The 25,240-nt window shown below is 43.6% G+C and carries 30 protein-coding genes; 18 read left to right on the top strand and 12 right to left on the bottom strand.

The window, feature by feature from the left end; all coding sequences use genetic code 11:
- Positions 1-78: 78 nt before the first annotated feature.
- Positions 79-1,254 (top strand): sensor histidine kinase, encoded by a 1,176-nt coding sequence (locus tag DQQ10_RS08860; RefSeq protein ID WP_165823861.1) that lies wholly within the window; start codon positions 79-81, stop codon positions 1,252-1,254.
- On the opposite strand, the gene DQQ10_RS08855 is transcribed toward DQQ10_RS08860, so the two are convergent.
- Complete coding sequence (locus tag DQQ10_RS08855) at positions 1,223-1,804, bottom strand: hypothetical protein (protein ID WP_112746489.1); 582 nt, start codon at positions 1,802-1,804, stop codon at positions 1,223-1,225. The genes DQQ10_RS08860 and DQQ10_RS08855 overlap by 32 nt on opposite strands.
- Positions 1,805-1,927: 123 nt before the next feature.
- Between DQQ10_RS08855 and DQQ10_RS08850 the strand changes: the two genes are divergently transcribed.
- Positions 1,928-2,665 (top strand): DUF481 domain-containing protein, encoded by a 738-nt coding sequence (locus tag DQQ10_RS08850; protein ID WP_221409701.1) that lies wholly within the window; start codon positions 1,928-1,930, stop codon positions 2,663-2,665.
- Here the strand turns inward: DQQ10_RS08850 and msrB are convergent, their stop codons facing one another.
- The 3 genes from msrB to DQQ10_RS08835 form a co-directional block, all read right to left on the bottom strand.
- Positions 2,666-3,157 (bottom strand): peptide-methionine (R)-S-oxide reductase MsrB, encoded by a 492-nt coding sequence (gene msrB / locus DQQ10_RS08845; RefSeq protein WP_112746488.1) that lies wholly within the window; start codon positions 3,155-3,157, stop codon positions 2,666-2,668.
- 114 nt (positions 3,158-3,271) lie between these two features.
- Positions 3,272-3,493, bottom strand: coding sequence for a hypothetical protein (locus DQQ10_RS08840; RefSeq protein WP_112746487.1), 222 nt, complete (start codon positions 3,491-3,493; stop codon positions 3,272-3,274).
- Positions 3,494-3,584: 91 nt separating this feature from the next.
- Positions 3,585-6,098 carry a zinc-dependent metalloprotease gene (locus DQQ10_RS08835; RefSeq protein WP_112746486.1) on the bottom strand — a complete coding sequence of 838 codons (2,514 nt, stop codon included), beginning with the start codon at positions 6,096-6,098 and terminating at the stop codon, positions 3,585-3,587.
- A 280-nt stretch (positions 6,099-6,378) separates the two neighbouring features.
- On the opposite strand from DQQ10_RS08835, the gene DQQ10_RS08830 reads away from it, so the two are divergent.
- A complete protein-coding gene (locus DQQ10_RS08830; RefSeq protein WP_112746485.1) occupies positions 6,379-8,460 on the top strand; it encodes a M48 family metallopeptidase in 2,082 nt (693 codons plus the stop codon).
- Here the strand turns inward: DQQ10_RS08830 and DQQ10_RS08825 are convergent.
- Positions 8,444-8,848, bottom strand: coding sequence for a MerR family transcriptional regulator (locus DQQ10_RS08825; protein ID WP_112746484.1), 405 nt, complete (start codon positions 8,846-8,848; stop codon positions 8,444-8,446). The genes DQQ10_RS08830 and DQQ10_RS08825 overlap by 17 nt on opposite strands.
- A gap of 191 nt (positions 8,849-9,039) precedes the next feature.
- Here DQQ10_RS08825 and DQQ10_RS08820 point away from each other — a divergent pair, with 191 nt between their 5' ends.
- The 11 genes from DQQ10_RS08820 to DQQ10_RS08770 all read left to right on the top strand — a co-directional run bounded on the left by DQQ10_RS08820 (position 9,040) and on the right by DQQ10_RS08770 (position 15,833).
- A complete protein-coding gene (locus DQQ10_RS08820; protein WP_133259587.1) occupies positions 9,040-9,414 on the top strand; it encodes a hypothetical protein in 375 nt (124 codons plus the stop codon).
- Positions 9,414-10,325 carry an alpha/beta hydrolase gene (locus DQQ10_RS08815; protein ID WP_112746482.1) on the top strand — a complete coding sequence of 304 codons (912 nt, stop codon included), beginning with the start codon at positions 9,414-9,416 and terminating at the stop codon, positions 10,323-10,325. Before DQQ10_RS08820 ends, DQQ10_RS08815 begins: the two co-directional genes overlap by 1 nt.
- Before the next feature lie 83 nt (positions 10,326-10,408).
- A complete protein-coding gene (locus DQQ10_RS08810; RefSeq protein ID WP_112746481.1) occupies positions 10,409-10,690 on the top strand; it encodes an ArsR/SmtB family transcription factor in 282 nt (93 codons plus the stop codon).
- Between the two features lie 176 nt (positions 10,691-10,866).
- The gene (locus tag DQQ10_RS08805; protein ID WP_112746480.1) at positions 10,867-11,970 is read left to right on the top strand and encodes an alkene reductase; all 1,104 of its coding nucleotides are present in this window, start codon (positions 10,867-10,869) and stop codon (positions 11,968-11,970) included.
- Positions 11,971-12,010: 40 nt separating this feature from the next.
- On the top strand, positions 12,011-12,421 hold the full coding sequence (locus tag DQQ10_RS08800; RefSeq protein ID WP_185147028.1) for an acyltransferase: 411 nt from the start codon (positions 12,011-12,013) through the stop codon (positions 12,419-12,421).
- A 133-nt stretch (positions 12,422-12,554) separates the two neighbouring features.
- A complete protein-coding gene (locus DQQ10_RS08795) occupies positions 12,555-12,989 on the top strand; it encodes an SRPBCC family protein (protein WP_112746479.1) in 435 nt (144 codons plus the stop codon).
- Between the two features lie 62 nt (positions 12,990-13,051).
- Positions 13,052-13,504 (top strand): GyrI-like domain-containing protein, encoded by a 453-nt coding sequence (locus DQQ10_RS08790; protein WP_112746478.1) that lies wholly within the window; start codon positions 13,052-13,054, stop codon positions 13,502-13,504.
- Positions 13,505-13,524: 20 nt separating this feature from the next.
- The gene (locus DQQ10_RS08785; RefSeq protein ID WP_133259586.1) at positions 13,525-13,941 is read left to right on the top strand and encodes a hypothetical protein; all 417 of its coding nucleotides are present in this window, start codon (positions 13,525-13,527) and stop codon (positions 13,939-13,941) included.
- A gap of 207 nt (positions 13,942-14,148) precedes the next feature.
- Positions 14,149-14,616: a nuclear transport factor 2 family protein gene (locus tag DQQ10_RS08780; protein ID WP_112746476.1), complete on the top strand. Its 468-nt coding sequence runs from the start codon at positions 14,149-14,151 to the stop codon at positions 14,614-14,616.
- 91 nt (positions 14,617-14,707) lie between these two features.
- Entirely contained in the window at positions 14,708-15,280 is a 573-nt protein-coding gene (locus DQQ10_RS08775; protein WP_112746475.1) for a YkgJ family cysteine cluster protein, read from the top strand.
- Positions 15,267-15,833, top strand: coding sequence for a hypothetical protein (locus DQQ10_RS08770; protein ID WP_133259585.1), 567 nt, complete (start codon positions 15,267-15,269; stop codon positions 15,831-15,833). Before DQQ10_RS08775 ends, DQQ10_RS08770 begins: the two co-directional genes overlap by 14 nt.
- On the opposite strand, the gene DQQ10_RS08765 is transcribed toward DQQ10_RS08770, so the two are convergent.
- Positions 15,830-16,015: a hypothetical protein gene (locus tag DQQ10_RS08765; protein ID WP_112746473.1), complete on the bottom strand. Its 186-nt coding sequence runs from the start codon at positions 16,013-16,015 to the stop codon at positions 15,830-15,832. The genes DQQ10_RS08770 and DQQ10_RS08765 overlap by 4 nt on opposite strands.
- A gap of 205 nt (positions 16,016-16,220) precedes the next feature.
- Between DQQ10_RS08765 and DQQ10_RS08760 the strand changes: the two genes are divergently transcribed.
- Positions 16,221-16,760, top strand: coding sequence for a thioredoxin family protein (locus DQQ10_RS08760; RefSeq protein ID WP_221409700.1), 540 nt, complete (start codon positions 16,221-16,223; stop codon positions 16,758-16,760).
- A gap of 84 nt (positions 16,761-16,844) precedes the next feature.
- Here the strand turns inward: DQQ10_RS08760 and DQQ10_RS28300 are convergent, their stop codons facing one another.
- Positions 16,845-16,979, bottom strand: coding sequence for a hypothetical protein (locus DQQ10_RS28300; RefSeq protein WP_262511764.1), 135 nt, complete (start codon positions 16,977-16,979; stop codon positions 16,845-16,847).
- 127 nt (positions 16,980-17,106) lie between these two features.
- Complete coding sequence (locus DQQ10_RS08755) at positions 17,107-18,291, bottom strand: tetratricopeptide repeat protein (protein ID WP_112746472.1); 1,185 nt, start codon at positions 18,289-18,291, stop codon at positions 17,107-17,109.
- A 141-nt stretch (positions 18,292-18,432) separates the two neighbouring features.
- Between DQQ10_RS08755 and DQQ10_RS08750 the strand changes: the two genes are divergently transcribed.
- The 3 genes from DQQ10_RS08750 to DQQ10_RS08740 are packed head-to-tail and all read left to right on the top strand — an operon-like array spanning position 18,433 to position 21,605.
- Positions 18,433-18,945 carry a nuclear transport factor 2 family protein gene (locus DQQ10_RS08750; protein WP_112746471.1) on the top strand — a complete coding sequence of 171 codons (513 nt, stop codon included), beginning with the start codon at positions 18,433-18,435 and terminating at the stop codon, positions 18,943-18,945.
- Between the two features lie 43 nt (positions 18,946-18,988).
- Positions 18,989-20,026, top strand: a complete 1,038-nt coding sequence (locus tag DQQ10_RS08745; protein WP_112746470.1) for a ligase-associated DNA damage response exonuclease — start codon at positions 18,989-18,991, stop codon at positions 20,024-20,026.
- 7 nt (positions 20,027-20,033) lie between these two features.
- Positions 20,034-21,605 carry an ATP-dependent DNA ligase gene (locus DQQ10_RS08740; protein WP_112746469.1) on the top strand — a complete coding sequence of 524 codons (1,572 nt, stop codon included), beginning with the start codon at positions 20,034-20,036 and terminating at the stop codon, positions 21,603-21,605.
- A gap of 11 nt (positions 21,606-21,616) precedes the next feature.
- On the opposite strand, the gene DQQ10_RS08735 is transcribed toward DQQ10_RS08740, so the two are convergent.
- From DQQ10_RS08735 to DQQ10_RS08720, 4 genes are all read right to left on the bottom strand, one after another.
- Positions 21,617-22,180 (bottom strand): hypothetical protein, encoded by a 564-nt coding sequence (locus DQQ10_RS08735; RefSeq protein WP_112746468.1) that lies wholly within the window; start codon positions 22,178-22,180, stop codon positions 21,617-21,619.
- A gap of 16 nt (positions 22,181-22,196) precedes the next feature.
- Entirely contained in the window at positions 22,197-22,448 is a 252-nt protein-coding gene (locus tag DQQ10_RS08730) for an RNA recognition motif domain-containing protein (protein WP_112746467.1), read from the bottom strand.
- Positions 22,449-22,694: 246 nt separating this feature from the next.
- Positions 22,695-23,879 (bottom strand): phosphoglycerate kinase, encoded by a 1,185-nt coding sequence (locus DQQ10_RS08725; RefSeq protein WP_112746466.1) that lies wholly within the window; start codon positions 23,877-23,879, stop codon positions 22,695-22,697.
- A gap of 120 nt (positions 23,880-23,999) precedes the next feature.
- Positions 24,000-25,094, bottom strand: coding sequence for a 6-phosphofructokinase (locus DQQ10_RS08720; protein ID WP_112746465.1), 1,095 nt, complete (start codon positions 25,092-25,094; stop codon positions 24,000-24,002).
- Positions 25,095-25,240: the final 146 nt, after the last annotated feature.

Raw genomic sequence — 25,240 nt, 5'->3', positions numbered from 1 at the left:
ATCGCGTCAATTGTCGCAAAAAGGACGGTTGCTACTATGGAATGCAAATTGTGGTGTTGCAACAATAAACCAGCCCAGATGAACAAGGATTTACGGATACTCGTCTTGGAAGACATGGAGGATGATCTGGAAATAATTGAATACATGCTTGAAAAAGCCGGCATGCAATTCAAGACGAAGCGAGTCGACACCAAAGAGGAATTTATCACGGCGCTGCATCAGTTCAATGCCGACGTAATTCTGTCTGATCACTTTCTGCCAACATTTAACTCACTTGAAGCGCTTTCCATTACGCGACAAGCAGGATTTCAAACGCCATTTATTTTGGTGACCGGCGCGATTTCCGAAGAGTTCGCCGTGAATACATTAAAGCAGGGAGCCGATGATTATATATTGAAATCAAACCTCACACGACTTCCATCTGCCATTGTTAACGCACTCAAGCAACGCGAAGCGGAAGCCGAGAAAGCAAAAGCAAATGAAGCACTGCGTACGCAATACGAGGAACTTGTGAAAATCAACAAGGAGCTCGATAGCTTCGTGTATAGCGTTTCTCATAACCTGCGATCACCACTGATGTCTGTGCTTGGACTGGTCAACCTGGCGAAATCGGAAGATCAGAATCGTGATAACTTTTTCAATCAGTATTTTAAAATGATGGAAACCAGTATTCACAAACTGGATGAAACGCTGAAGGAAATATTGGACTACTCGCGAAACGCGCGAAAAGAGGTAAACATTGAGCGGGTTGATATTCGCAAAATTGTTGATGATAATCTTGAGCGAATGCAATATATGCCAGGCGCGCAAGACATTCGAAAGGAAGTGATTATCGATGATCAATTTCCGTTTTATACAGACCGATATCGATTCTCTTTCGTGGTGAATAATCTAATCAGTAACGCGATCAAATATCACGATCCGGATAAAGCCGAGCCGTTTCTACAAATAACGGTGTTAACGAAAGCTGATAAGGCAATTCTTGAATTCAAGGATAACGGTATTGGCATAAGCGATAAACATCTAAGCCGTGTATTCGACATGTTTTTCAGAGCAACTCAAAAGAACGATGGTGCAGGCTTAGGACTTTACATTGTGAAAGAAGCTATCGATAAGTTGAATGGACAAATTCAAGTGGTGTCGAAAGTAGGACAGGGGACAACGTTCTCTATTGAAATTCCATGCAGCGCTTTACCGACTGTGATGGGTGAAAATACAACAATCAATCAAGTCGAGGGCCACCTGCATCCTTGAGCTTGCGATCGAGGTCTGCACGCTTTTGGATTAATACTTCTTTAACAATTTCGCGGTAGGGCATTTCGTCGATTTGCTCGATCACTTGATTCTTTTCAATGTAGCGCATACCATATTGGTATCGCTCCATTGTTGCATACTTTAAAAAAGGCTTCCTGAGAATCTCTAAATCGAATTCTGTGGATGGAATGTTTGATTTTACAATGTTGAAAATGGCATTAGGAGATTGGGGATTTTTTTCTTTAAGGGCCTCAATCGTTTTCACTACATCGCGATTTTCTGTCTCATCAATCAATCGAATGATTGCCGCAAACGGAATGTCCAAAGAATCCATCTCGCGTATCAATTTTTCTGTCGCATGATTCACGGGGCGCTTAATTTTTGAAATCTTCGCCTTATATACTTCAGGTAATACGGCCGGTTCTGAATCTTGAACAATTGCTTTGCCGACGATCTCAGGAAGCATGCGATAGTATGCATACCAGACTACACCTGCAATAATCGCAACAATAACACAGAGGATGATGATGAGTTTACTAATGCCTTTCATGAGCGACAGTCAAACAACGAATGTATCAAAAGATTCGAACACTTCAAGTTAAAGCGCTACCGGAAAAAGCCTCATCATGTTGACGGCACATTATTTTCGACATGCAGCACGAGCATCGATATAATGAAACTATACCTTACTATTTTTTGTCTGCTGGCAAGCTTCACGTGCAGGGCACAGTTTAATGATTCTACGAACTACTATCTGAACTATACGGCCACCGGAATTGTCAACAAAACGAACGACGGCCGCTCTTATGTGCTTAACAATAATCTACGATTTAGCATCAGTAAAAAAAGGATATCAGCGAATTCTTCTGCGTTGTGGATCTATGGTAAACAGAATGAAAGCCGGACCAACAATGATATAATCGCTGCGTTGGACTTTAATATTTATGAACGCCGCCAGCCTGCGCGATTTTATACATGGGGACTTGCGTCGTATGAGTCAAGTTTCTCTTTGAAAATTAATGCACGTGTTCAAACAGGTCTTGGTATTGGCTACAACATTGTTGACCGACCTAATGTAGTTTTTATAGTCAGCGATGGTATTTTATATGAGCATAGTGATTTGTATCAAACGCCCGAAGGAATTGATAATGACTATGAAACCGCGCGTAATTCTTTTCGCATCAAATTTCGGTGGGTAATTAAGAACCGTGTAACAATCGACGGTTCTGATTTTTTACAGCACGCGTTGAACGATCGCAAGGATTACATTGTGAAGAGTAACACCAATGTGTCTGTGAAATTACTACGGTGGCTAAGTTTTACTACTTCGCTCGTGTACAATAAAATCTCCCTTACAAACCGGGAAAACTTACTGCTGAACTATGGACTTACCATCGAGAAATATTTCTAACTATTGCTTTTGAAATCCGAGTGAAGTAGAGTTTACACAATAGCGTTTTCCGGTCAATGTAGGACCATCATCGAAAAGGTGACCGAGATGAGATCCACATTTTGCGCACATAATCTCAATTCGTGTCATGCCATGGCTCTTGTCTACTGCAGTTTTTATTTTACCACCTGCAATTTCTTTGTCGAAGCTTGGCCAACCACATTCTGAATCGAATTTCATATCGGAAGTGAAAAGCTCATTACCGCATGCAGCACAAGTGTATACACCTTTGTCTTTATGATATGTGAAGGTGCCTGTAAACGGTCGGTCAGTTCCCTTCTCACGTAGAATGTGGTATTGTGTAGGGGTGAGTAACGCCTTCCATTCGGCTTCCGTCCGATTGATTTTTGTTACCGTGTCGGTAACATGAACCGATGAGTTCGGGGTTTGACTTGTTGATTGGTTACAACTTAAGAGGACAATACCCAAAAGGGCGATTATAAATGAGCGCATAATTTTTATTGGTTTGTGGGCTACGATGGCATAACAAAAGTATTCGCCAGTAAATTCCCTTGGCGCGTTTCGTGCACCGTTTATGTAGATACGAAAAGTGATGAGTGTCGGATTTCAATTTTTCATTTCGGAGTACATACGTTCGCCATCAATCTGAACGGATCGTGTACGGTGATATTCTTCGGAGACGTATTCAATCCAAGCCATAATGGATTTTTGAGGTACATGATCGAGAAGCCATAAAAACACTTTACGATCAATTTCATCAAGATTAAAGAACTCGAGTTTTTCATTTTCCATGCGTCGACGCAATATAAAATCAACATAGCCTAACATTGTAACGGCAATTAAAATAGGTAAAATTCGTGGGGCACTCAAAGGGTAAGAATCCGGGTTGATAATGTTTTTTTACCCCGCCTACGCAAAATTACTTAGTTGCTTTTATTTTGTCTTGAATGTAGCGGAGGTGATATACAGTCATTGCGTCTTTTGTTTTGGTCAAAGCCTTGTCAATTCGCAGATCGATCTCGGCTAGCTTGTTCGCGACCACTGGCCCCACATCTCGCGTGTCCCAACCGCTGCGTGGCGTTGCCAGCTCAAGAAGGCGTTCAATGTAATGTCGCTGTAAATTTCTCCGGTAAATTGAAATGGATGCGTATGTGTTAAGCTCTGTCCATATCTCTTTGTCTACGTCATCCAACAAATCTAAAAATCGATATGCCTTTAGCCCATACATCGCTTCTGACTCTTGAAGTTTATTAAGGGTCGTATTGCTCAGAATATTATTCAATGCCATACGATGAGCGTCAGTCACGATTTGCTCCGGTGATTGTCCTGTGCGCGAAAGCAGTGCGGTATCCAATAACCATGTTGGCGTTTGAAAAACATGTCTCGATAAAAATTGCACGGCCTCGCGCTGAAGAGAACCTGGTACCGGCGAGTACACTGGCCCCACTTGCTCTGCCGTTTTTACCGTTTCAAATGTTCCGCCGATGTATGTGATGACGTGGCCTAAATAGAAATTGTATTGGTTGATCACCCCTGCATACAGTTGCTTTAAATTTCGATAACCTTCGTTTGGTTCGTATGTCCAATGAATTAATCGCGGCACAATGCGTTGTAAGTTTTTTATTCCGTAATCACCAGCCTTCATCGCATTGTCTCCAAGATCTTCCGTTTGAATGCGTGGATCATCGATTGTAAATTCAGAACCAAACCAAAGTCTTTTGTCTTTCATCTTGTCCATGATCCAACCGTTGAGAAAAGGTATCTCATTCTCTTCGGATTTTATTTCTGGAAGAAGTCTATAACCATACTCGATCGCCCAACAATCGTAGTCACCGATGCGAGAAATCAAACCTGCTTCACCGACACTGTCTTCTGGCTGCGCCACGTAATTGAAGCGTGAGTAGTCCATAATGGACGGCGTATGACCGTGTACTGCAAGCCACTCACGGTCGCGAAGTTTTTCAACAGGCACTGTTGAACTACTGCCGAAATTGTGCGTGAGTCCTAATGAATGCCCGACTTCATGCGCGCAGACAGATCGGATAAGTTGTCCCATCAATGCATCATCGAATTTCATTTTTTGTGCGCGTGGATCTGTCGTACCACATTGCACCATGTACCATTCGCGGAGAATAGACATCAGGTTATGATACCAGTTTATATGGCTTTCCAATATTTCGCCACTACGCGGATCGGTGATGATAGGGCCGGCGGCATTGGCAAATGATGAAGGCTTATACACAATTGCAGAATGTCGCGAATCTTCCAAACTCCAGTTGGGTTGCTCGCGCGGGTCAGGTGCTTCTTTCGCCAAGATCGCGTTCTTGAATCCTGCCTTCTCGAATGCCTTCTGCCAATCCATTACACCTTGCATTAAATAAGGAACCCACTTCTTAGGTGTTGCAGGGTCGATGTAATAGATGATTGGCTTTTGTGGTTCCACCAATTCGCCGCTTTTATATTTCGCCATGTCTTGGGGCTTTGGCTCCAATCGCCAGCGCTTGATGTAATTAACTGTCTTAACACCTTGTGGATTTGCGTCGTAATCGACGTAGCGTTCCGTAAAATATCCCACGCGTCGATCTGCAAATCTCTTGCGCATCGGTTTCTTCGGAAGCAGAACGATCGAGGTATTCAACTCAAGCGTAAAGTTATTATCACTCGATGTTTGTGTATACGTTTTAATTGTTCTGATTTCTAAATTAAGCGGGAAGGAATTGATGTCTTTGATATAACACATGTTCGATTGCATGCTGCCGACCCGCATCGTTTTTCTTGCTGTTGAGTTGAAGAACAAGATGTCGTTGTCGCCATTGATGTAGTCGGTGATATCGATTACACTGCCACGAAGATTGAGCGCGTATGCCCCTACACCGAACGCGGCGACAAGTGGTTGAAGATTGGAGCGAACAACAGCGTGGAACATGGCATTCGTACTGTCGCCAGGATTTTCCTCATATGTGATTCGTCTCAAAAACAATTTATGATTCGGACCACGCTCGAAGCGGATAATTGTGCTGCCCACCTGATCGCCAGCATATCCGGTATATTCAGGTCGAACACCTGCAGCGCCTTGTGCAATCCGCGTAACCACAAGCAAATCACGGCCGAGCAGACTGTCAGGGATCTCAAAATAATAGTTGTCATCTACGCGATGAACGGTAAACAAACCTTTTCTTGTCAATGCGTGCGGCTTGATCAGTTTGGCATAAGTGCTTGGTGCCGACAATTGATCATTACCAGCGGGCACTGAACTGGGCGCCTCACGCTTCGTCGTATCCGGCCGATAGGAGGCAATGTATTTCTTCTGAGGCACAACTTGAATAGCTGTGTCTTTGGATTGTAATCTCGCTGTATCGCCACGTTGAATCTCCTGCCCAACGACACTATACCAACTCATCAGGAGGGCGTAACATAATATCTTTCGCATCATCCGTCGTTTTCTTTGTTTCGTTAACGCTGTTGTTTGATGTATAATCTACAATGTATGTTCAATCATTAACTTGATTTTAGGTAGTGAGGTTCCAAATTTAAAGTACAAAGAACGGAAGTCCATCGCATGTTATGGTCGATGAACGTATGGATTGCGCGGCTTTGAATACCCTGTAGGCTTTCAATAGAATTAGCATAACGATCGACCATCGATAAAATAGATAAAAGCTGCTGGCTGCTCATTTTGAAATTTAATTATCTTGCAGCTTGCCCCAACCCGGATGTCACAATTGCTACACTATCCTGCGAGCCCAGTTATCAACGACGATTCTGCGATTCGACCATCTCCAGAATTTAAAAAAGAAGTCTTTAATGTTACTGGCGCCATCTTCCTCTTTATCATCGTTTACTTTTTATTGGTTGTCGGTGCTACACTACTAGCCTTGCTGTGTGGCTATGGTGGCATTATGTTGGTCACCGCGTTTCCGAAATTTATTACGCTCATGCTTGGCCTTGGACTTTGCGGCCTGGGTATCATGGTGATATACTTTCTTGTGAAATTTATCTTTAAAACCAATAAAGTAGATCGCTCTGGACTCATCGAAATTACAGAGCAAGATCAGCCCGTGCTGTTTGCTTTTATACGAAAGCTTACAGAGGATACACAAGCCCCGTTTCCAAAACGAATTTACCTTTCACCGGAAGTAAACGCATGCGTGTTTTATGACTCCGGATTCTGGAGTATGTTCTTACCGGTTCGAAAGAATTTGCAAATCGGTCTTGGCCTGGTCAATTCGGTTAATGTCGGTGAGTTCAAAGCAATACTTGCACACGAATTTGGGCACTTCTCTCAGCGAAGCATGAAGCTCGGAAGTTATGTGTACAATGTGAACCGGGTAATTTACAACCTACTTTACGACAACGAGAGCTACGGAAAGACATTAGAAGGATGGGCGAACGTCAGCGACTACTTTGCCATTTTTGCAAGCATCACCGGAGCGATCGTGCGTGGCATCCAATGGATTTTGAGAGGTGTATATGAATTCATGAATAAACGTTATATGAGTCTCTCCCGACAAATGGAATTCCATGCCGATGCTGTTGCCGCGTATGTAAGCGGATCTGATCACCTCGTTACATCATTGCGTCGAATGGAAGTAGCGGACTCATGCTATAACACGTTGTTGCAAATGTATAACAGCCGGATTAAAGACAACTTAAAGGCGGACAACATGTACACGCAACATCACGCTGTGATGCAACGATTCTCGACAGAACACAACATTCCGTTGGTACACGGACTACCCCAGGTTGATGCCAATACATTCGCGCATTTTAATCAACAGCGATTGATGATCAAAGATCAGTGGGCATCGCACCCTAGCACCGACGACCGTGAAGAACATCTTAATCGACTCAATATTAAAACTCCGTTTGTTCACGATTCCGCGTGGGTTGTCTTCAAAAACGTGGAGGCGCTTCAACAAGAGATGACTGCCAAAATTTATGAAACTGTAAATTTTTCATCGGCTCCCCAGCCGTTAGATCTGAAGTCTTTTGTTGCGCACTATGACGACATAACCGAAAAGTATAGCCTTGATAAGTTTTACCAAGGATACTACAATGGACGGAACATCGCTTCATTCGATGTCGAGTTGGTTGATAAAAAATATCTTAATATCGAATCGGAATCAATCGACAACGTGCTTACCAAAGAAGTGATCGCGTTGCCCTTGAAAGTGTCGTCAATTACGCGTGACCTAGAAGGCCTTGACATGGTGATGAAGTCGAACGGAAAAATTAAATCATTCGACTTTGAAGGTATGCGCTATTCTTGGGATGATGTGGGAAGTATTGTTGATCGCGTTCGGAAAGAATTGAAGGAAAGTGAGGCGGCGATAGTTTGCGCTGATGAAAAAATATTTACGCTAGCACTCTCACGTGCAAAACGGAACGGTAGTGATGAGCGATTTAAACAAGACTATCAAACGCTCTTTCGCATGACTGATGAAGTAAAGAACGACGTGGCCATGTTTGACGATTTGTCTTCGATCATAGCACCGATATTTACTTCTCAGCTATCTATTGAAACAGCCCATGCTATTATGAATCAAGTTCGGATAGCAGAACAGAAAGTAAAACCGAGATTGGAGCTATTGATGGGAGGCCTCGATGCTGCGGAGCAAGAGTCAGTGAAGAAATATATTGAGAATAAGCATGTGTACTTTGACGGCACAAACTTTAATCAGTATACATTAAATCTCCTTTTTGAAGCGTTGGAAATATTAAGAACAACAGCAGCGGAATCGTGCTTCAAGTTCAAGAAAGATTTGCTACAAGTTCAAGTTAGTCTTTTATCGTAGGCCGTGGTCCATTAAGAATTTCGTTCACGGGGCAATACGTTGATCCACATATTTCAGCGAGTTCAATTAAATTTGCTTTCGTCTGCTCCAGTTCACGAATTTGCTTATCAATCAAGGACACTTTATGTTCTATGTATTTCTTACTTCGGCTAGGGTCGAGTGTGCCGGACGTGATTAATTCTAGAATACGTTTCGCTTCTTTCAGTGTAAACCCACGAGACTTGATCTCTTGAATGGCGGCAATTTTTCGCAAAATGTCGTCCGGATATTCTTTGTAATTGTTACCCCTGCGTGAATCCTCCGGAACCTCGATCAATCCTAATTTCTCGTAGAACCGGATGGTGTGCCGCGACAATTTTGTTTTTTCTGAAAGCTCTCCGATTAACATAGTGGTATCATTTAACGACCATAGAGTATACTCTACGGTTGGTTTTCTTGAATAAAATTAACCCTCTTTCTTTCTAAAGCCAAGTATTTTTTGCCTCAGCATGATTACTGGTACAACATCGAAAAGATTGTCTCAATTTCTACTTGACAGTAGACTATACTCTACGCCCTACATTGGTGGAAAAAAAACTTATGAAAAATCTCCTTATGATGTTGTTCGTTTTCATGACTGCCATGAATGTATCAGCACAGTCGTCAAAGAATGAATTTGTTTTTCAAGCCAAGAGTTCACGTGCAGAACTTAACAGGGGAGGATCAAGTAATCTTGATCTGAGCATCGCGCGATCAAAAAAGTATGAGCATAGTGAAATGAAACTTACCGTCGGGTCTGGATTGCCAGCTGGAGTTGTCGTTTCGTTCAATCCAACTATGGGTGATGTGAACAGCGCGACAGCGGCCATTGTAGTATCTGAGGGTGCCACACCTGGTACGTACAATCTCGTATTGAATTGTACAATCAATAACAGAACAAAGGGAATCATTGTGAAACTAATCGTGCTTGAGTGATGGAATCGGAAACCGTATTGAAGTCAGTTGACGTTGCACATGAGAATTCGGTACTCAAGAAGTCAAAAAAACCGAACATACCATTAGCACTGCGTACGATTCAGTGGATATTTCCGCGTGTTGAAAAGCTGGCGCCACGCATTGCAGAAAAGTGGTTTATCAATTTATTTTTCTCTCCGCCGCGTTTCCCGATACCAGCAAATGAATTAAAGTTCATTGAGGAAGCAGAACGCTTTGAACTCTCGGTATGGGACAACAGGGTTAGGTGCTACAAATGGGGAACGCAAGGTCCAGTTGTATTTTTTGTGCACGGTTGGGCTGGGCGCAGCGCGCAATTCAAAACCTTTATTCCTTTTTTTACGAATGCGGGTTATCAAGTAGTAGCTTTCGATGCACCTGCTCATGGTTTAACAAAAGGCAAAAAGACTACAATTATTGATTTTAAGAACACGTTATTGGCGCTGCGCCAGGTGTTTGGCAAGCCGCATGCCGTGATTGCCCATTCATTGGATGGTGCCGCTTGTCTTTATGCTATCACGGAAGGAATGGATGTTTCGAGACTCGTGACGTTGTCGACACCTACCAGTGGTGATCAAATCATTAAAGAGTTTTCAACGCGGTTGGGTGCGTCGTCATCATTGAGCGAAGCTTTACAACGATACATTAAAAGTCGTTTGCATAAGCCCTTTGATGAATTTATGGCGTCTCACTTTGTTCAACAGCTAAATCCAGGATTGCGCTGGCTCATTGTCCACGACACGCACGATCGCGAGGCTCCTGTCGAGAACGCTTTGTCGTTAAAGGACAGCTATCCCGACGCCTCGATATTAATTACAGAAAGGTTGGGACACGTTCGCATTCTAAAGGATGAAGATGTGATTACGAAAAGCTTGCTGTTTATCAGCTGTTAGACATCGCTATCTTGAGATGTTGAAACTTTTCGCTCCGAACGCGCGTATTGTTCCCAGTCTGAATATCTTTACGGAACAATATCATGGCACTTAGTCTGAAACAAATCGAAAAAATCTCGAAGGCATTGGGTGACGCCAATCGTTTGCGGATTTTGCAGCACATTAGTAAAAAAGGCGGGTGCGGGCAATGCTCTGAAATCCAGGGGCTCATTGATTTAACGCAGCCCTCCATAAGCCATCACATAAAGATTTTGATCGAATCCGGTCTGATTGAGCCAGAGAAAGAGGGGAGAAACTTAAAGTATACCCTTAACGAACGACTCTTTAAAGATTATACTGCGTCGGTCACGCAACTAAAGTTCTAGGAAAAGCCGGTTTACATGCCGGTTTTTATTTTGAAAAATATATTGAAGAATTTAAATATATAAATGAACAAATTGAAGGCAGATGCCGTTAATAACAACAGCCGGGTGTATCTCGGTTTTTTTTAAGATAAACATATTGAAATATTTAAATATATAACTAATTCAATTCTTACGTTATGACAGCCAAAGCCCTTTTTTCTTCCCTCCATACCGGTTCACATATTTTTTCCAACAGAATCGTAATGGCACCCCTCACGCGCAGTAGAGCTATTGAAAATAAACCCAATCTATTGATGGCGAGTTATTACGCGCAACGCGCCGAAGCCGGTCTGATCATCAGTGAAGGAACTTCACCATCACCCAATGGCCTCGGTTATCCGAGAATGCCCGGGATATTCACCCAAGCACAGATCGACGGGTGGAAACTTGTAACGCAAGCTGTTCATGCAAAAGGTGGAAAAATCTTTGTGCAACTCATGCATAGTGGCCGCATTGGGCATCAACTTAATCTTCCAAAAGGAGCACATCTCGTAGCGCCTTCTGTTGTTCAAGCAAAGGGTTTTCTCTCTACAGATCAAGAAGGTAAAAAAGCTTACGGCGTTCCCCGCGAACTTACCATTGAGGGAATACAGAATACGAAAGAAGAATATGTGCAAGCGGCAAAGAACGCCATTGCTGCAGGCTTCGACGGCGTAGAACTTCATGGCGCCAATGGATACTTGCTTGAACAATTTTTATCACCACATACCAACCAGCGTAGCGATGACTATGGCGGATCGGTCGAAAATAGGATTCGATTTGTTCTCGAAGTAGCCTCGGTTGTGGCGGATGCCATCGGAAAAGAAAAAACAGGAATTCGCTTGTCGCCTTATGGTGTAGCAAGTGATATGCACGCTTACGACGAGATCGATGAGACGTACACGAAACTTGCCGCTGCGCTAAACGAGGTAGGTTTACTTTACATCCATATCGCTGACCATAGTGCGAGTGGTGCGCCAGCGGTACCATCACAAGTGAAAGCGGCAATCCGTCGCGAATTTAGCAATGTGATTATCCAGGCTGGAGGATACGATGTGCACCGTGCAGAGGCTGATGTTACATCGGGGCACGCCGACTTAGTAGCGTTCGGAAAAACCTTTATTAACAATCCTGATCTCGTCGACCGTTTACGAAACGGTAAACCGCTGAATCTCATTTTAGACGCGAGCACTTTTTATACATCGGGAGCAAAAGGCTACACCGACTACCCTGTATTTGAAGAAGCTGCTGTCACTATCTAACGCTTTAAACACATAAACCTTAAAACTAAATTATTACTGTATGGCCACAACAACGAAATCTGTAGCAGCGCTTATCGCTAGGGTTTTACTCGGACTTATCTATTTTGTTTTCGGACTTAATTTTTTCTTACACTTTATACCGATGGATGCTAAGCAAAGTGAAGCCGCGAGCAATTTTGTCGGAGGTCTTTTTGGCTCGGGATATTTCTTCCCGTTTCTGAAAGGAGCTGAAGTTATTCTTGGGTTGTTTTTAATAATCCGATTGTTTGTTCCGCTTTCCGTTGCGGCACTTTTTCCAATCACATTGAATATTTTTCTCTTTCACGCATTTCTTGAGCCCGGTGCAATGGCGCTATCGGTATTGATGCTGCTTCTGAACCTGTATTTGGTATGGGCATATCGCGATAGCTTTAGCCCTTTGTTCCGCGCAAAGTCATCCGTTGCTGCGTAAACTAATTTCAATCAGCGTATAGATCGGCCAGTGGAGATTCCACTGGCTATATTTTTTTAGGTATCACTTATTTTTTTTGTCACTACTGACATAAGGTTGTCATATCACCCCGTGACCTTTAAAAGAAAAAGATATGACCTCGATCCAGCAGCAGATTGAAATAGAGTGGCCAGTGGAAGCTCTCTTTAACTATGTATCCGATCTTTCAAACAATCACGCGTGGCAGCGTCAGGTTGTCGACGCCACTTGGATCGGAGAGAACAGGCATGAGGTAGGTTCCGCGTTTCTCCAAACCCGAAGCATCCTCGGCAAGCAAGTTCCAGCATTGATGCAGATGACATCCTATCAACGGTTTCAAAAGCGTTCCTGGATTATTCTACACGACCGTCTTCGACAAGAACTGGCGTTGGAGTTCGAGCCTCGTGGTGAAAAGACCTTACTCAAGCTTACCATAGACTTCGATTTGAAGGGGAGTGTACGTTCCTTAAAGCCTGCAGTGTTAAAACACGCTATGCGAGAAGGTTATGAGAATCTATCACGGCTAAAAAATATTCTGGAAAATTCATAGTCTCAAATTTCTACTGACATACTGCTGTCATTCGTCACAATCACCTTTACAAAAAAAACACTATGGAAATCAAAGAAATTAAACCGATCAATTTTCTCTTCTTCCGCACCGAAGCAAAAGTAACGGAGCTTGCAAACTTTCTTACGGTTGCGAAAGACCTTTATCGCGAAGCCGTGAAGCTTGATCTATGGGTATGTGGCCCGGTGCATTGGCACTACTTCGGGTTTACGGGTGATTTTTCGAAGCCCTTTACACTTGAAATCGCACTGCCCGTCGACAAAATCGCGCAAGAATATGACGGTCCATTTCATTTTAAACGAACGGAGCCTTTTAAATGTGCCTCCCTCGTTCATCCGGGAGATTGGCTGTCACTGCCCAATGCCTATGCCGCGTTATTGTCGTTCATTTCGACAAACGGATTGAGTCCGTTAGCTGCAAATCGTGAGCTCTACATCAATACCGATTTCCAGCACCCAGAGGCAAATTGGACCGAAGTGCAAATCGGCGTGCAGTAGTACCTAACCATAACTCGCGTATGCTTAAAAAGATATTTCGTATTGCATGGATGGGCGCCGTGATCTGGCTTGTGCCATTTGTGGTATCGCTCGGGTTCATTGATGGTGAAGGTAAATTCACCATCACAAAGACAATGCTCAAGTCGGTGGTAATCGCGATATCAACTTTAGCAGGATGCTTTATGCTTCACCAATATTTCAAACAGGTGGTACGCGACTATTTTATTCACGGCGTTGCCACAGCGGTTGTTTGGCTTTTGATCAATTGGTTTCTTGACATCGCGATTTTTGCCCCTTTGTCTGGAATGTCTATGCGCAGCTATTTTGAATCTGTTGGCGTTTCACATTTGCAAATTCCGATACTCTGCATTGTGATGGGAGTACTGTTCGAACTCAGGTCGAAGTCATGTTATATGAAAACTAGAAATCATGTTTAATTTGAAATACAACGCATCAACGCTCATCAAATATTTGGTAGTCATTGTGGGGATCCTCATCGGGATCGCCGCAATGATCGTGACTTTCGCTTAGCATCTCTCGCTATTGTTATGATGTATGTTTACGATTGGGTTTAATTCGGTAAATTAGTTCATCGATGATATCGACGATGATGTTGATACGGCGATGAACTAACGAATTCCCAAATGACACACGATCAGCTCATCAAAGATTTTTATAGTGCTTGCAATCAACGCGATTATGCGTTTATGCAACAGGCCTATCATCCGAAAGCAACATTTTTTGATCCGGTATTTCAGGAACTGAATGCGCAAAAAGTAAAGGCGATGTGGCAAATGCTGCTCACCGCTTCGAAAGATTTGCGTGTGGAGTGCTCCAATGTCCACTCCAACAACGCATCGGGTAGCTGTCGCTGGGATGCCTGGTACACATTTTCAAAAACCGGTCGGAAAGTCCACAATATCATCCACGCCAAATTCCAATTCGAACACGGTCTGATCATCCGGCATGAAGATCAATTCGATCTATGGCGCTGGTCGCGACAAGCGCTGGGTACGTCAGGATTGTTGTTGGGATGGAGTGATATTGTCCAAGGCAAGGTCCGTGCAACCGCTAAGGGCTCGTTAGACAAGTTTATTGCGGCAGGACAATAGCTTAGCGAGTCATTTCTGAGTCGATGCGCGGGCGCTAGCTAAAACCTTAAACTTTCCATTTTAAACCTTGAACGTTTCGTAACTTTACGGCATGACTATTGAAGATAAGGTATATGCCGTCGAGCAGGTGATGGAGAAGTTAGACCGTGAGATTGCAAGTTTTCAACAATGGTCAACACTTCACTGTAAAAATGGGTGCGGCAAGTGCTGTTTTAAACCCGATATAGAGGCGTCGGCACTTGAGTTTCTACCCTTTGCACATCACCTTTTTCGCGAAGGCAAGGCTGATGCGTGGTATGAGAACCTTCGGGAATCGACATCACCTTTGTGTCTGATCTTAGATCCCACGATCAATGGCGTAGGGCTGTGCTCTGAGTATAAACATCGCGGATTGATTTGTCGATTGTTTGGATACTCGGCTAGAACTAATAAGTATGGTAGTCGCGAATTAGTGACTTGCCAGGTCATCAAAACAGAACAACAAGCCGCGTTTGAAGTTGCTGTGGAGAAGATCGCATCGCAAAAGGGAGAAGTGCCGATTATGAGCGAGTATTATATGCAGTTACATGCGATCGATCCTGACATGGCACGCGAATTTTTCCCAATCAATAAGGCAATAAAAAGAGCCATAGAGGTTATCTTGCACTATTATGCGTACCGGTAGAATTTTACAGGGAGTGATGATGCTGGTAGTAGGCATTTTATCCCATACGGTGGATGGGCAAACGATCGATTCCACCCGACGTACCCAGCCATTTGAGAAATTTTGGACGCGTTCAAGAACCGTTCCTAAGTTTGGCGCAGGCATCCAGGATCGCGCTTTTGTAGAGGTAGGTCTTATTTACCAATCGATTTATAAACATCCGCTAAGTCTGGCATCTCGTGGGGGCTACTTTTCTGTCGACGTGTTTATCGACGACAAGAATTTGTTGCTTGGACCTAAGGCCGGTTATGAATTTACAGCCGGTTTTTTGGGTATCGGTGGCGATGTAACCTATTTTATCGACAACAACTACAATGAAGCTGGAGATGACCGAAAGGCTTGGGCTTTCACGCCGAAGATTGGTTTATCAATACTCGGTTTTGCGAATATTTTTTACGGGTACGAGATACCTATTTCCGATGAGCGTATTTCTACCATTTCGCGAAACCGCTTCTCGATGACAATCAATCTTAATCGCGACTACTTTAATCTAAAAGAGGCCCCGAGACGCTAAAAAAGTGATTGGATAACGAGTGAAGCAAATTGCTTCAAATCGAAAGGCTTTGGGGCGTCAAGGGTTAGATCTATTGCCTGAGAATTTTCCGGGTTAATAAACCAAACCGTAAAGAAGACTATCAGCGCGATGATGATTCCAAAGATTAGGGTCAGGGCTTTTAAATCAATCTGCTTTTTCATGCTTGGTCTTTAGCCAATGGTGTGCCAGGCTAGAATTGGGCCTTAATCCGTCTTTTTTGATGACTTTTCAAATAAAGGATGTTCACTTTTGAACGATCATTTAACGCAGTGTACACCAGGTTACCATGCGTTCATGGAAATGATCAATATTGAACTTCTTTATTGAGTAGATTTGTTGGTAGTTCAATTCTTTAATTACAAACCGATGAGATTAATAATTGCAATGATCGTGGGGTTGGGATTTGGCAACTTGTCTTATGCGCAGGATAAAGCACCTGCGCCTAGCGCTAAAGTTGTGTGGTTAACCTTCAGCGAGGCGGTGGAAAAATCCAAGACCTCCAAAAGACCAATTTTCATTGACGTTTATACCGACTGGTGCGGATGGTGTAAAGTAATGGACAAAAATACTTTCAGCGATCCGAAAGTGGCCGATTTGCTTAACGAGAAGTTTTATGCTGTAAAGTTCGACGCTGAGCAACGTGAAGATGTTGTATTTAATGGCCAGACGTTCAAATTTGTTGAAAGCGGTAGGAGTGGTTATCATCAATTGGCGGCAGCGTTGTTAAACAACAAGCTTAGCTATCCGACGGTTGTATTCTTAGATGAAAATTTCGGAATGATATCGCCGGTGCCAGGGTATCGCCAAGCGCCCGAATTTCACATGATCGCCCAATACGTTAGCGGCGGTCACTACAAATCAGCTTCACTCGAGGATTGGAAAAAAGACTATAAATCACCGTACTAAGGGTGCGATTGATATTGAGCTGATAAACAAAAAGCCCCGATGGAATGCATCAGGGCTTTTTCGTTGTATTGCTAAAGATCATGATTAGTGATCCTTCTTTTCCTGTTGCTTTTTCGTTTTCACGAAATCTAAGTAGCCTAGTGCTGTGGCAAAACCTACCAGCACAGCGACAATCGCGATAAAAATGTTAGCTCCGTCTCCTATAAACTGTTGAAACATGGTTGTAAGTGGTTTTCGAGAACAAATTTATATTTCAGGGATGTACCTTAAAAGGAATTACTGTTAAATATTAGTTAATACACCATGTCCCGATTGCAAACGATAGCAACGCACACACGGGGTCATGCTATGTTCGGCCAAGCCCGGGCTTCTGGTCTACTTTCTTCTTTAAAACACGGCGTTTGTTCATGTAGTAGAAATTGAATCCACCGAGCACGATTAGGCCTGACAGGATGATTAAAACAATAAAAAGCCTGCTGTTACGAAGCTCTAAACTGCTGATCTCTGACTTTTGTTTGTACATGTCAAGCTCTTTCTCCTTCTCTTGGAAGTCCATGATCATTTCCATCTGCGCAATATTCCGGCTGCTTTCTTCTCCGTAGATTTTCTCCCTGGCCTCATCGTACCTTACCTGCGACTCATATGCTTCCTTCCACTTGTTTTGTGTAGCATAATTCTCGCCAATAGCCTTGTAGATAGAGGGCAAGAATGAGTAGGCCTGCACGTCGCCGCACAGCGCTAAAGCTTCATCCAAGTATTTCTGCGCTTGTGCCGGTTGTTTTGCACGAGCATACGTGATGCCTAAGTTGGTGAGTATATTCAAAATACCAAGCTTGTTGTCGTTGTTGCGCTCAAGGGCAAGCGCTTTCTCATAATTTTCAACGGCGCGCTCATAGTTGTTCTGTTTGAAGTAGATGTTACCGATGTTGGTAAGTGGATCAGCGAATTTAACATCTTGCTTCTCGCTGAGTTCGGAAGCTTGTGAAAAGAACTTCATCGCTTTATCATATAACTGTATTTCGCTGTACAGATTTCCCAGGTTATTCATCGAGCCAATGATCCGTTTCTTGTCATCTAACTCAAGCAACAAGTTGTATGACTCTTCGAGGTATTTCATGGCCTGTGAATAATCTTTCTTGATCGAGTAGATGTTTGAAATGTTATTCTTGGTAGTAGCGATACCTTCTTTGTTGTCGAGTTCGGTGTAGATCTTTAATGAATTGATATAGTACTCCAGCGATTTATCAAGCGCGCCTTGGTTGCGGTAGGCAATACCTAAATTGTTTAACGACGCAGCCTGTCCTTTTTTGTCACCGATTTCATTCGCAAGTGTATAAGCTTCTTTCGTGTAGCCTACTGCTTTCACCGGTTCTGTTTTAAGGTGCGCTCTGAATAATTCATTAAGCGTTTTTACTTTTCGATCGTTCTTCGCTGTATCCAACACAGCCTGTAGACTGTCGATATTCTGACCCACGATAGGGGATACTGAAATTGACAGAAGAAGTATTAAAAATGTTTGTTTCAAACTCATAGATAGGGGTAAACCGGTGATAAAAATAAGAAGTATTCTTGGAATAAGCGCATGGTATGCCTAAAACCGCCGCCTGCGTAAATGTGCTTCGACCGACGTTAATGTTTGTTCATCTTCCTCAATAACTATCATTTTATCTTTATGAAAAAGCTGATCTTTTTGATACCCCTGATCATGGTATTTTACACAACACTGCAGGCGCAAAAACAAAGCAAGAACAACCCTGAAGAAACTGCCATCAAAGAAGTCATAACACGGTTGTTCCGGGGGATGGAGAAAGGCGACAGTGCCATGGTGCGCAGTACTTTTGCGAAGGAAGTTTCATTGCTCACAGCCTTGCGCGATAAAAACAATAATCCCAAGCTCGTTCGTGAGTCATCAATCGATGACTTTTTAAAAGCCGTAGGAACCCCTCATGCGGATGTTTGGTATGAAGAAATCTGGGGGCTGGTAATTCAGATTGATGGAGACTTTGCACAAGCTTGGTGCGACTATGCATTTTATGCTGGAAATAAATTCAGTCACTGCGGGATTGATGCTTTTCACTTTTTCAAAGGCAGCGACGGCTGGAAGATTGTACACCTTGCTGATACAAGACGTAAAGAGGGCTGCGATATTCCCAAACCTATCCAAAAGAAGCACGATACACAGTAGTCGAACATTATTCATGGCATGACATTATCCACGATGACAGCACATGAGCTTACTTACATTTACCGACCGCGGCATTTATTGTGCGAAGGCTGACGTCTTTCTTGATCCATGGAAGCCCGTAAAGCGAGCAATCATCTCTCACGGGCATTCTGATCATGCAAGTTTTGGCCACGGTGCATATATGTGCACGACCGGTACTGCCCCTATCATCAAGCATCGTTTATCCTTAACTGACAATGTACAAGCTTTACCTTATGGCGAGCAGGTTGATATACACGGTGTGAAATTTTCCTTTCATCCTGCTGGTCACATCCCAGGGTCGGCACAAATTCGGGTTGAACATCAAGGTGAAGTGTGGGTGTTCTCGGGTGACTATAAACGCGCCCCTGATCATGTTTCAGAGCCCTTTGAGCCGGCACGTTGTCATACATTTATTACAGAGTCAACGTTTGGGCTACCGTTTTACCGCTGGCAATCACAGCAAGATATAATGAACGACGTAAACCTATGGTGGCGGAAAAATCAATCGGAAGGAAAAGTCTCTGTGATGGCCGGCTACGCACTTGGAAAAAGTCAGCGCGTTCTGAAAAATATAGATTCTTCTATTGGAAAAATTTTCACACATGGCGCGATTCATGTCATGAATGATGTGCTGATGCGTGCGGGAATGGTTTTGCCTGAAACAACGCGCGTTACTGCAGAAATGAAGAAGCAAGATTTTGAAGGCGCATTGATTCTTTGTCCGCCTTCTGCTGTCGGTTCATCGTGGATCAGAAAATTTATGCCTTTCTCCTTGGGGATTGCTTCCGGCTGGATGTTGTTACGCGGTGCGAGAAGAAGGAGAGGTGCCGATCGCGGATTTGTGTTGTCGGATCATGCCGATTGGAACGAGCTCAATACGACGGTGCATGAAACGGGAGCGGAACGTGTATTCGTAACGCATGGGTATGCGGCGGTGTTTGCACAATGGCTTCGAGAGAAGGGCCTCGATGCGCACGAAGTAAAAACACAATTTGAAGGAGAACTCGGCGAAATTGTAGAAGCTGCCAGTGAAGAGGGTGTGAAAACAGAATCTCAATGATGACGCTATGAAAAACTTCGCAGCACTGTTTACAGACCTGGATCAAACAACGAAAACTACGGGTAAGATCGATGCACTGGTGAATTATTTTAACAATGCATCCGATCAGGATAAGTTGTGGGCCGTTGCTTTGTTGTCGCATCGTCGCCCTAAACGAAGTGTGAGTACAGGAATGTTGTCGCTATGGGCATCTGCGTTGTCAGGATTACCGACGTGGTTGTTCGAAGAATCTTATCACGTTGTTGGAGACCTTGCGGAAACCATCACGCTGGTATTGCCGAAACCAACATCGTCATCAGAGGAATCGCTTACGTACTGGATTAACTTTATCAAGTCACTGGCACCATTGTCTGTTGAAGAGAAACGTGAAAAGATATTATGGGCCTGGGAGCAACTCGATCAGGTGCAACGATTTGTTTTTAATAAACTAATCACCGGAGGTTTTCGTGTCGGTGTATCACAACAGCTCATGGTGAAAGCGTTGGCGAAGCATGCAAATGCAAAGGAGAATGTGATTGCGCATAAGTTGATGGGGAATTGGTCGCCGGAAATAAATTCTATTCGTGAGATTTTATTTTCTGAAGAATCGCACGATATCTCGCAGCCTTATCCGTTTTACCTTGCGTATGCATTAGAAGAAGAAGTATCTGCGCTTGGAGAACCTCATGAATGGTTTGCCGAGCGAAAATGGGATGGCATTCGCGGCCAGATTATCGTTAGAGGCCGCGAGTTGTTTGTGTGGTCTCGCGGAGAAGAATTGGTGACTGATAAATATCCGGAGTTCAACGTCATGCTCGATCTTCTTGCTGATGGTACTGTGCTTGACGGTGAGATCATGCCTTTCAAAGATGATCTTCCGCTGTCGTTCAACAAACTTCAGACACGCATTGGTAGAAAAGTATTGAATCAGAAATTGTTGAATGAAGTTCCGGTGGCGTTTATTGCCTATGATGTGCTTGAGTGGGAAGGAAAAGATATCCGGGGGTGGACCATGACGGAGAGGAGAAAGTTGCTTGAACGAGTTTGTCATACGCCACACGAAGTGCTGCGCTTGTCGTCGCTGGTAATTTTTGATAATTGGGAACAACTTGCGGCGGAACGTGAGCGGTCGAGGGATTTTTTGAGTGAAGGAATTATGTTGAAGCGGAAGGATTCCATCTACAGAAATGGCCGTCGTCGTGGTGATTGGTGGAAATGGAAGATAGATCCTTTTACAGTTGATGCTGTGATGATTTATGCGATGGGCGGATCTGGGAGGCGGGCTAATCTTTACACGGACTATACCTTTGCTGTTTGGGATAAAGGACAACTCGTTCCATTTACCAAAGCATACAGTGGCTTAACCGATGAAGAAATTCGCGCTGTAGATCGTTGGGTGAAACAAAATACGATAGAAAAATTTGGCCCTGTGAGAAGCGTGAAACCGGAGCTGGTGTTTGAGCTGGCTTTTGAAGGGATTGCGAAGTCATCGCGTCATAAATCAGGAATTGCGCTACGCTTTCCGCGCATTAAACGGTGGCGCAAAGATAAACCAATGACGGAAGCGAACACACTTGATGATTTGTTACAGCTACTTTAACAGGTTGGTTATCATTGAAGAAACGCCAGGTCGAAATAGAAGATGTTATGATTTGCAGGATCTACGTAAAGTAAAGTGTTGCGCTGCATTTCCAGGAGCATCATTAACGTGGCTTTATCCTTGGCAATCGCTGGACTTACAAAAGTTGTTGTTTTTCCCTGGATAGATGTGGCATATACAATCACAGATTGGTTTACGTTGATTTCTTGAAAATTGCTTTCACTATTTCCGCTTACGGCGTTCATAAAAGCAACGCGAGGCATGTTATCATATTTTTCTTCGCGTTCTGTCCATCCGTTGGAGAAAACTTTACATTGTGTCAGATCGACGTCAATTTGCAGCCCATCTTTTTTCAGGTGTTGTATGATGCTTGCGTGTGTGTCGACACCATCTCCTGATTCTCTGGCAATGGTCAGAAAAATGATCGCTCCGGATGTAAGTAGGAGAAGTACGCCGGTTAAAAATAATGTCAATTGGAATACCTGAGCGCGTAACGTTCCCCAAATGAGGAGAACGCCTAAAAAGAATACTGCGAGGACAAGATAGAATGCGACCTTCTTGAAGATTTTGAGCATTGTGTGAAGGGAATATTTAGTCTTGCTGCTTTGGGTTCGCGATCTTCACAACGATCACTCTGCCATCGAATTCTTTTTCATTCAGTGCAGCGATGGCAGCGGTGGCTTCTTCATCATTAGGCATCTCAACAAAACCAAATCCTTTGGAGCGACCAGTCTCTTTATCGCGAACGATTTTACAAGATGTAACCTGACCGTACTTAGCGAAGGCTGCTTCGAGCTCTTCTTTTTTGCTTTTGAAATTTAGCTTTGCGACGAAGATGTTCATAATACACTGTTTAGGTAAAACAAACTGGGTATCGCGGGGTACCTTATCAAATATAGTTTAAAGTTAAAAGTTAAAAGTTTAAAGTCGAAGATTTTTTCGCTGGCCTGCGTGAGTGATGAGGAGATCGTCGCTAAAAAGGAAGCCGTCTCAGGATTTTGAGACGGCTTCGTTGAATATGACGAAGTCGGACGCCGAATTAAAGATGCATTTAACGTCAACACATCAGCACGTCGGCACTTCAACACATTAATCCAACGCCTTCACGCCAGGAAGAACTTTGCCTTCGAAGTATTCGAGCAAGGCACCACCACCGGTTGATACATAGCTAACTTTTTCATTGTAGCCGAATTGGTTCACAGCAGCTGCAGAGTCACCGCCACCGATTAATGAGAAGCCTCCTTTTTCAGTAGCTTTTACAACGGCATTAGCAACCGCTTTTGTGCCTGCTGCAAATTTTTCCATTTCGAATACACCCATTGGACCATTCCACAAAATAGTCTTAGAGTCTTCAATTGCTTTAGAAAAAACTTGTGATGCTTGTGGTCCGATATCAAGTCCCATCCAGCCATCTTTGATGGAAGTGTTATTTGCAATATCGGTATTGGCATCAGCGGCAAACTTGTCTGCTACGATTGAGTCGATAGGCAGTAGAAGATCGACACCTTTCGCTTTTGCTTTCTGAATAAGTTCTTTTGCGAGATCAAGTTTATCGGCTTCCACGAGAGAGTTTCCGATGTTACCACCCATTGCTTTGAAGAAAGTATAAGCCATGCCTCCGCCGATAACAAGATTATTTACTTTGTCGAGGAGGTTTTCAATGATCAAGATCTTGTCGGAAATTTTTGCGCCACCCATGATGGCCGTGAAAGGTCTTGCAGCTTTCTGCATCACTTTATCAGCATTCTCGAGTTCAGCAGCCATTACGTAACCTGCTGCTTTTTCTTTGAAGAACTGTGCTACAATTGTTGTGGACGCATGCGCGCGGTGTGCCGTTCCGAAGGCATCGTTCACATACACATCACCATGTTTGCTGAGCTTCTCTGCAAATTCAACATCGCCCTTTTCTTCTTGCTTATAGAAACGTAAGTTTTCAAGGATCAGAATTTCTCCAGGTTTAAGCGCTGCAGAAAGTTTGTATGCATCTTCTCCGATACAGTCGCTGGCAAATTTTACAGGACGACCAAGGAGTTGTTCTGTTGTTTTAAGAGTATGCTTCAGTGAGTATTTTTCTTCTGGTCCTTCTTTTGGACGACCAAGGTGCGACATTAGGATACAGCTCCCACCATCTTTCAAGATTTTGTTGAGTGTTGGGATCGTTGCACGGATTCTGTTGTCGTCAGTAACATTAAAACTTTTGTCGAGTGGAACGTTAAAGTCAACGCGAATCAAGGCACGCTTACCGCTGAAATTAATGTCGTTGATAGTTTTCATAGCTTATCTAGTCTGGTTTATTTAGATCGGGGACGAATTTATAAAACCTTCCACAGTCCACCCTCGTTGGGCTGTCGAATTTTTCAGAAAACGATTGATCCAACAACTGTTAGTGCGGAATTAATCGCCAAAGCTAATGTTTAGTCCTCGTGCGGCTTTCACCAGATATGCATCTTTGTCAACGAAGTGATAGTCGCGTGTGGCCTCTTCGAGTGAAACACTTGTAATGCTGTTGTTTCGAAACGAGACCATCTGTCCAAATTTTTTCTCCAGCGCAAGTTCAAAAGCTTTCACGCCGAATAGCGTAGCGAGTACGCGATCGAATGCAACCGGTGTTCCGCCGCGTTGAACATGCCCAAGAACAGTCTCGCGAATTTCGGCGTTGCACCCAGCATCTTTCAATTGTTTCGAGAGTTGATAAGCTACACCGCCAAGTCGTACATGTTCTGATCCCTTTTCTCCTGCAGCACTCGTAATACTACCGGCCTGTGGTTTTGCACCTTCCGCCACCACGATGTTTACAAAACCTCTACCTTTCTTGTATCGGAGATTAATGCGCCTGACGAGCTTTTCAATGTTGTAGGGGATTTCTGGAATAAGACAAATCTCGGCACCGCCTGCAATAGCAGTATGCAACGCAATCCATCCGGCATCGCGTCCCATCACTTCCATGATCATCACGCGATGATGACTCTCGGCTGTTGTCACGAGTTTATCAAAACTATCGGTAGCAATTTGAACGGCGGTCTGAAAACCGAAAGTAACATCGGTAGCAGAAAGGTCGTTGTCAATTGTTTTTGGAACGCCAATGATTGGAACACCTTTTTCAAAAAGTGCTTGCGATATTTTTTGTGAACCATCGCCGCCGATATTGACAATTGCATCAAACTTTAATGCCTTTAATTTTTTGACGAGTTCATCCGTACGGTCAATAAATTTTACGGTGCCATCCTTTTGCGTAACGGGAAACTTAAGTGGATTAGACTTATTGGTTGTTTTAAGTATGGTGCCGCCCTTAACATGAATACCGGCAGTTTTTCGACTTGTAAGTTTGATGATTTCTTGTGGTGAATTTAAAACGCCGTTGAATGCTTCAACTGTGCCAAAGACTTCCCAATCTTTTTCTTTTCGCGCACGTTTAGCGACGCCACGAATCACTGCGTTTAATCCAGGGCAATCGCCACCGCCAGTGAGTATCAATATTTTTTTTGTCATAGTCTATTTGGGTGTTGGGCATTGGGTGTCAGGTATTGGGCACTTGTTTGTTGATGAGGGATTGCATTCGGAGAGATACATCTTTCAACAACAGTTCGGTGTCCTAGTACGCCAACATCTCAATACATCGTTGGTTGTAATGAATT

Source organism: Pseudochryseolinea flava (assembly GCF_003286915.1).
Lineage (GTDB): Bacteria > Bacteroidota > Bacteroidia > Cytophagales > Cyclobacteriaceae > Ohtaekwangia > Ohtaekwangia flava.
Note: the sequence above shows the minus strand (reverse complement) of the source record. Positions and strands in the feature narration are given on the sequence as shown.

Coding starts and splice junctions, on each gene's coding strand:
- DQQ10_RS08860 (WP_165823861.1), top strand. CDS start 79: ATGAACAAGGATTTACGGATACTCGTCTTGGAAGACATGGAGGATGAT.
- DQQ10_RS08855 (WP_112746489.1), bottom strand. CDS start 1,804: ATGAAAGGCATTAGTAAACTCATCATCATCCTCTGTGTTATTGTTGCG.
- DQQ10_RS08850 (WP_221409701.1), top strand. CDS start 1,928: ATGAAACTATACCTTACTATTTTTTGTCTGCTGGCAAGCTTCACGTGC.
- msrB (WP_112746488.1), bottom strand. CDS start 3,157: ATGCGCTCATTTATAATCGCCCTTTTGGGTATTGTCCTCTTAAGTTGT.
- DQQ10_RS08840 (WP_112746487.1), bottom strand. CDS start 3,493: ATGTTAGGCTATGTTGATTTTATATTGCGTCGACGCATGGAAAATGAA.
- DQQ10_RS08835 (WP_112746486.1), bottom strand. CDS start 6,098: ATGATGCGAAAGATATTATGTTACGCCCTCCTGATGAGTTGGTATAGT.
- DQQ10_RS08830 (WP_112746485.1), top strand. CDS start 6,379: ATGTCACAATTGCTACACTATCCTGCGAGCCCAGTTATCAACGACGAT.
- DQQ10_RS08825 (WP_112746484.1), bottom strand. CDS start 8,848: ATGTTAATCGGAGAGCTTTCAGAAAAAACAAAATTGTCGCGGCACACC.
- DQQ10_RS08820 (WP_133259587.1), top strand. CDS start 9,040: ATGAAAAATCTCCTTATGATGTTGTTCGTTTTCATGACTGCCATGAAT.
- DQQ10_RS08815 (WP_112746482.1), top strand. CDS start 9,414: ATGGAATCGGAAACCGTATTGAAGTCAGTTGACGTTGCACATGAGAAT.
- DQQ10_RS08810 (WP_112746481.1), top strand. CDS start 10,409: ATGGCACTTAGTCTGAAACAAATCGAAAAAATCTCGAAGGCATTGGGT.
- DQQ10_RS08805 (WP_112746480.1), top strand. CDS start 10,867: ATGACAGCCAAAGCCCTTTTTTCTTCCCTCCATACCGGTTCACATATT.
- DQQ10_RS08800 (WP_185147028.1), top strand. CDS start 12,011: ATGGCCACAACAACGAAATCTGTAGCAGCGCTTATCGCTAGGGTTTTA.
- DQQ10_RS08795 (WP_112746479.1), top strand. CDS start 12,555: ATGACCTCGATCCAGCAGCAGATTGAAATAGAGTGGCCAGTGGAAGCT.
- DQQ10_RS08790 (WP_112746478.1), top strand. CDS start 13,052: ATGGAAATCAAAGAAATTAAACCGATCAATTTTCTCTTCTTCCGCACC.
- DQQ10_RS08785 (WP_133259586.1), top strand. CDS start 13,525: ATGCTTAAAAAGATATTTCGTATTGCATGGATGGGCGCCGTGATCTGG.
- DQQ10_RS08780 (WP_112746476.1), top strand. CDS start 14,149: ATGACACACGATCAGCTCATCAAAGATTTTTATAGTGCTTGCAATCAA.
- DQQ10_RS08775 (WP_112746475.1), top strand. CDS start 14,708: ATGACTATTGAAGATAAGGTATATGCCGTCGAGCAGGTGATGGAGAAG.
- DQQ10_RS08770 (WP_133259585.1), top strand. CDS start 15,267: ATGCGTACCGGTAGAATTTTACAGGGAGTGATGATGCTGGTAGTAGGC.
- DQQ10_RS08765 (WP_112746473.1), bottom strand. CDS start 16,015: ATGAAAAAGCAGATTGATTTAAAAGCCCTGACCCTAATCTTTGGAATC.
- DQQ10_RS08760 (WP_221409700.1), top strand. CDS start 16,221: ATGAGATTAATAATTGCAATGATCGTGGGGTTGGGATTTGGCAACTTG.
- DQQ10_RS28300 (WP_262511764.1), bottom strand. CDS start 16,979: ATGTTTCAACAGTTTATAGGAGACGGAGCTAACATTTTTATCGCGATT.
- DQQ10_RS08755 (WP_112746472.1), bottom strand. CDS start 18,291: ATGAGTTTGAAACAAACATTTTTAATACTTCTTCTGTCAATTTCAGTA.
- DQQ10_RS08750 (WP_112746471.1), top strand. CDS start 18,433: ATGAAAAAGCTGATCTTTTTGATACCCCTGATCATGGTATTTTACACA.
- DQQ10_RS08745 (WP_112746470.1), top strand. CDS start 18,989: ATGAGCTTACTTACATTTACCGACCGCGGCATTTATTGTGCGAAGGCT.
- DQQ10_RS08740 (WP_112746469.1), top strand. CDS start 20,034: ATGAAAAACTTCGCAGCACTGTTTACAGACCTGGATCAAACAACGAAA.
- DQQ10_RS08735 (WP_112746468.1), bottom strand. CDS start 22,180: ATGCTCAAAATCTTCAAGAAGGTCGCATTCTATCTTGTCCTCGCAGTA.
- DQQ10_RS08730 (WP_112746467.1), bottom strand. CDS start 22,448: ATGAACATCTTCGTCGCAAAGCTAAATTTCAAAAGCAAAAAAGAAGAG.
- DQQ10_RS08725 (WP_112746466.1), bottom strand. CDS start 23,879: ATGAAAACTATCAACGACATTAATTTCAGCGGTAAGCGTGCCTTGATT.
- DQQ10_RS08720 (WP_112746465.1), bottom strand. CDS start 25,094: ATGACAAAAAAAATATTGATACTCACTGGCGGTGGCGATTGCCCTGGA.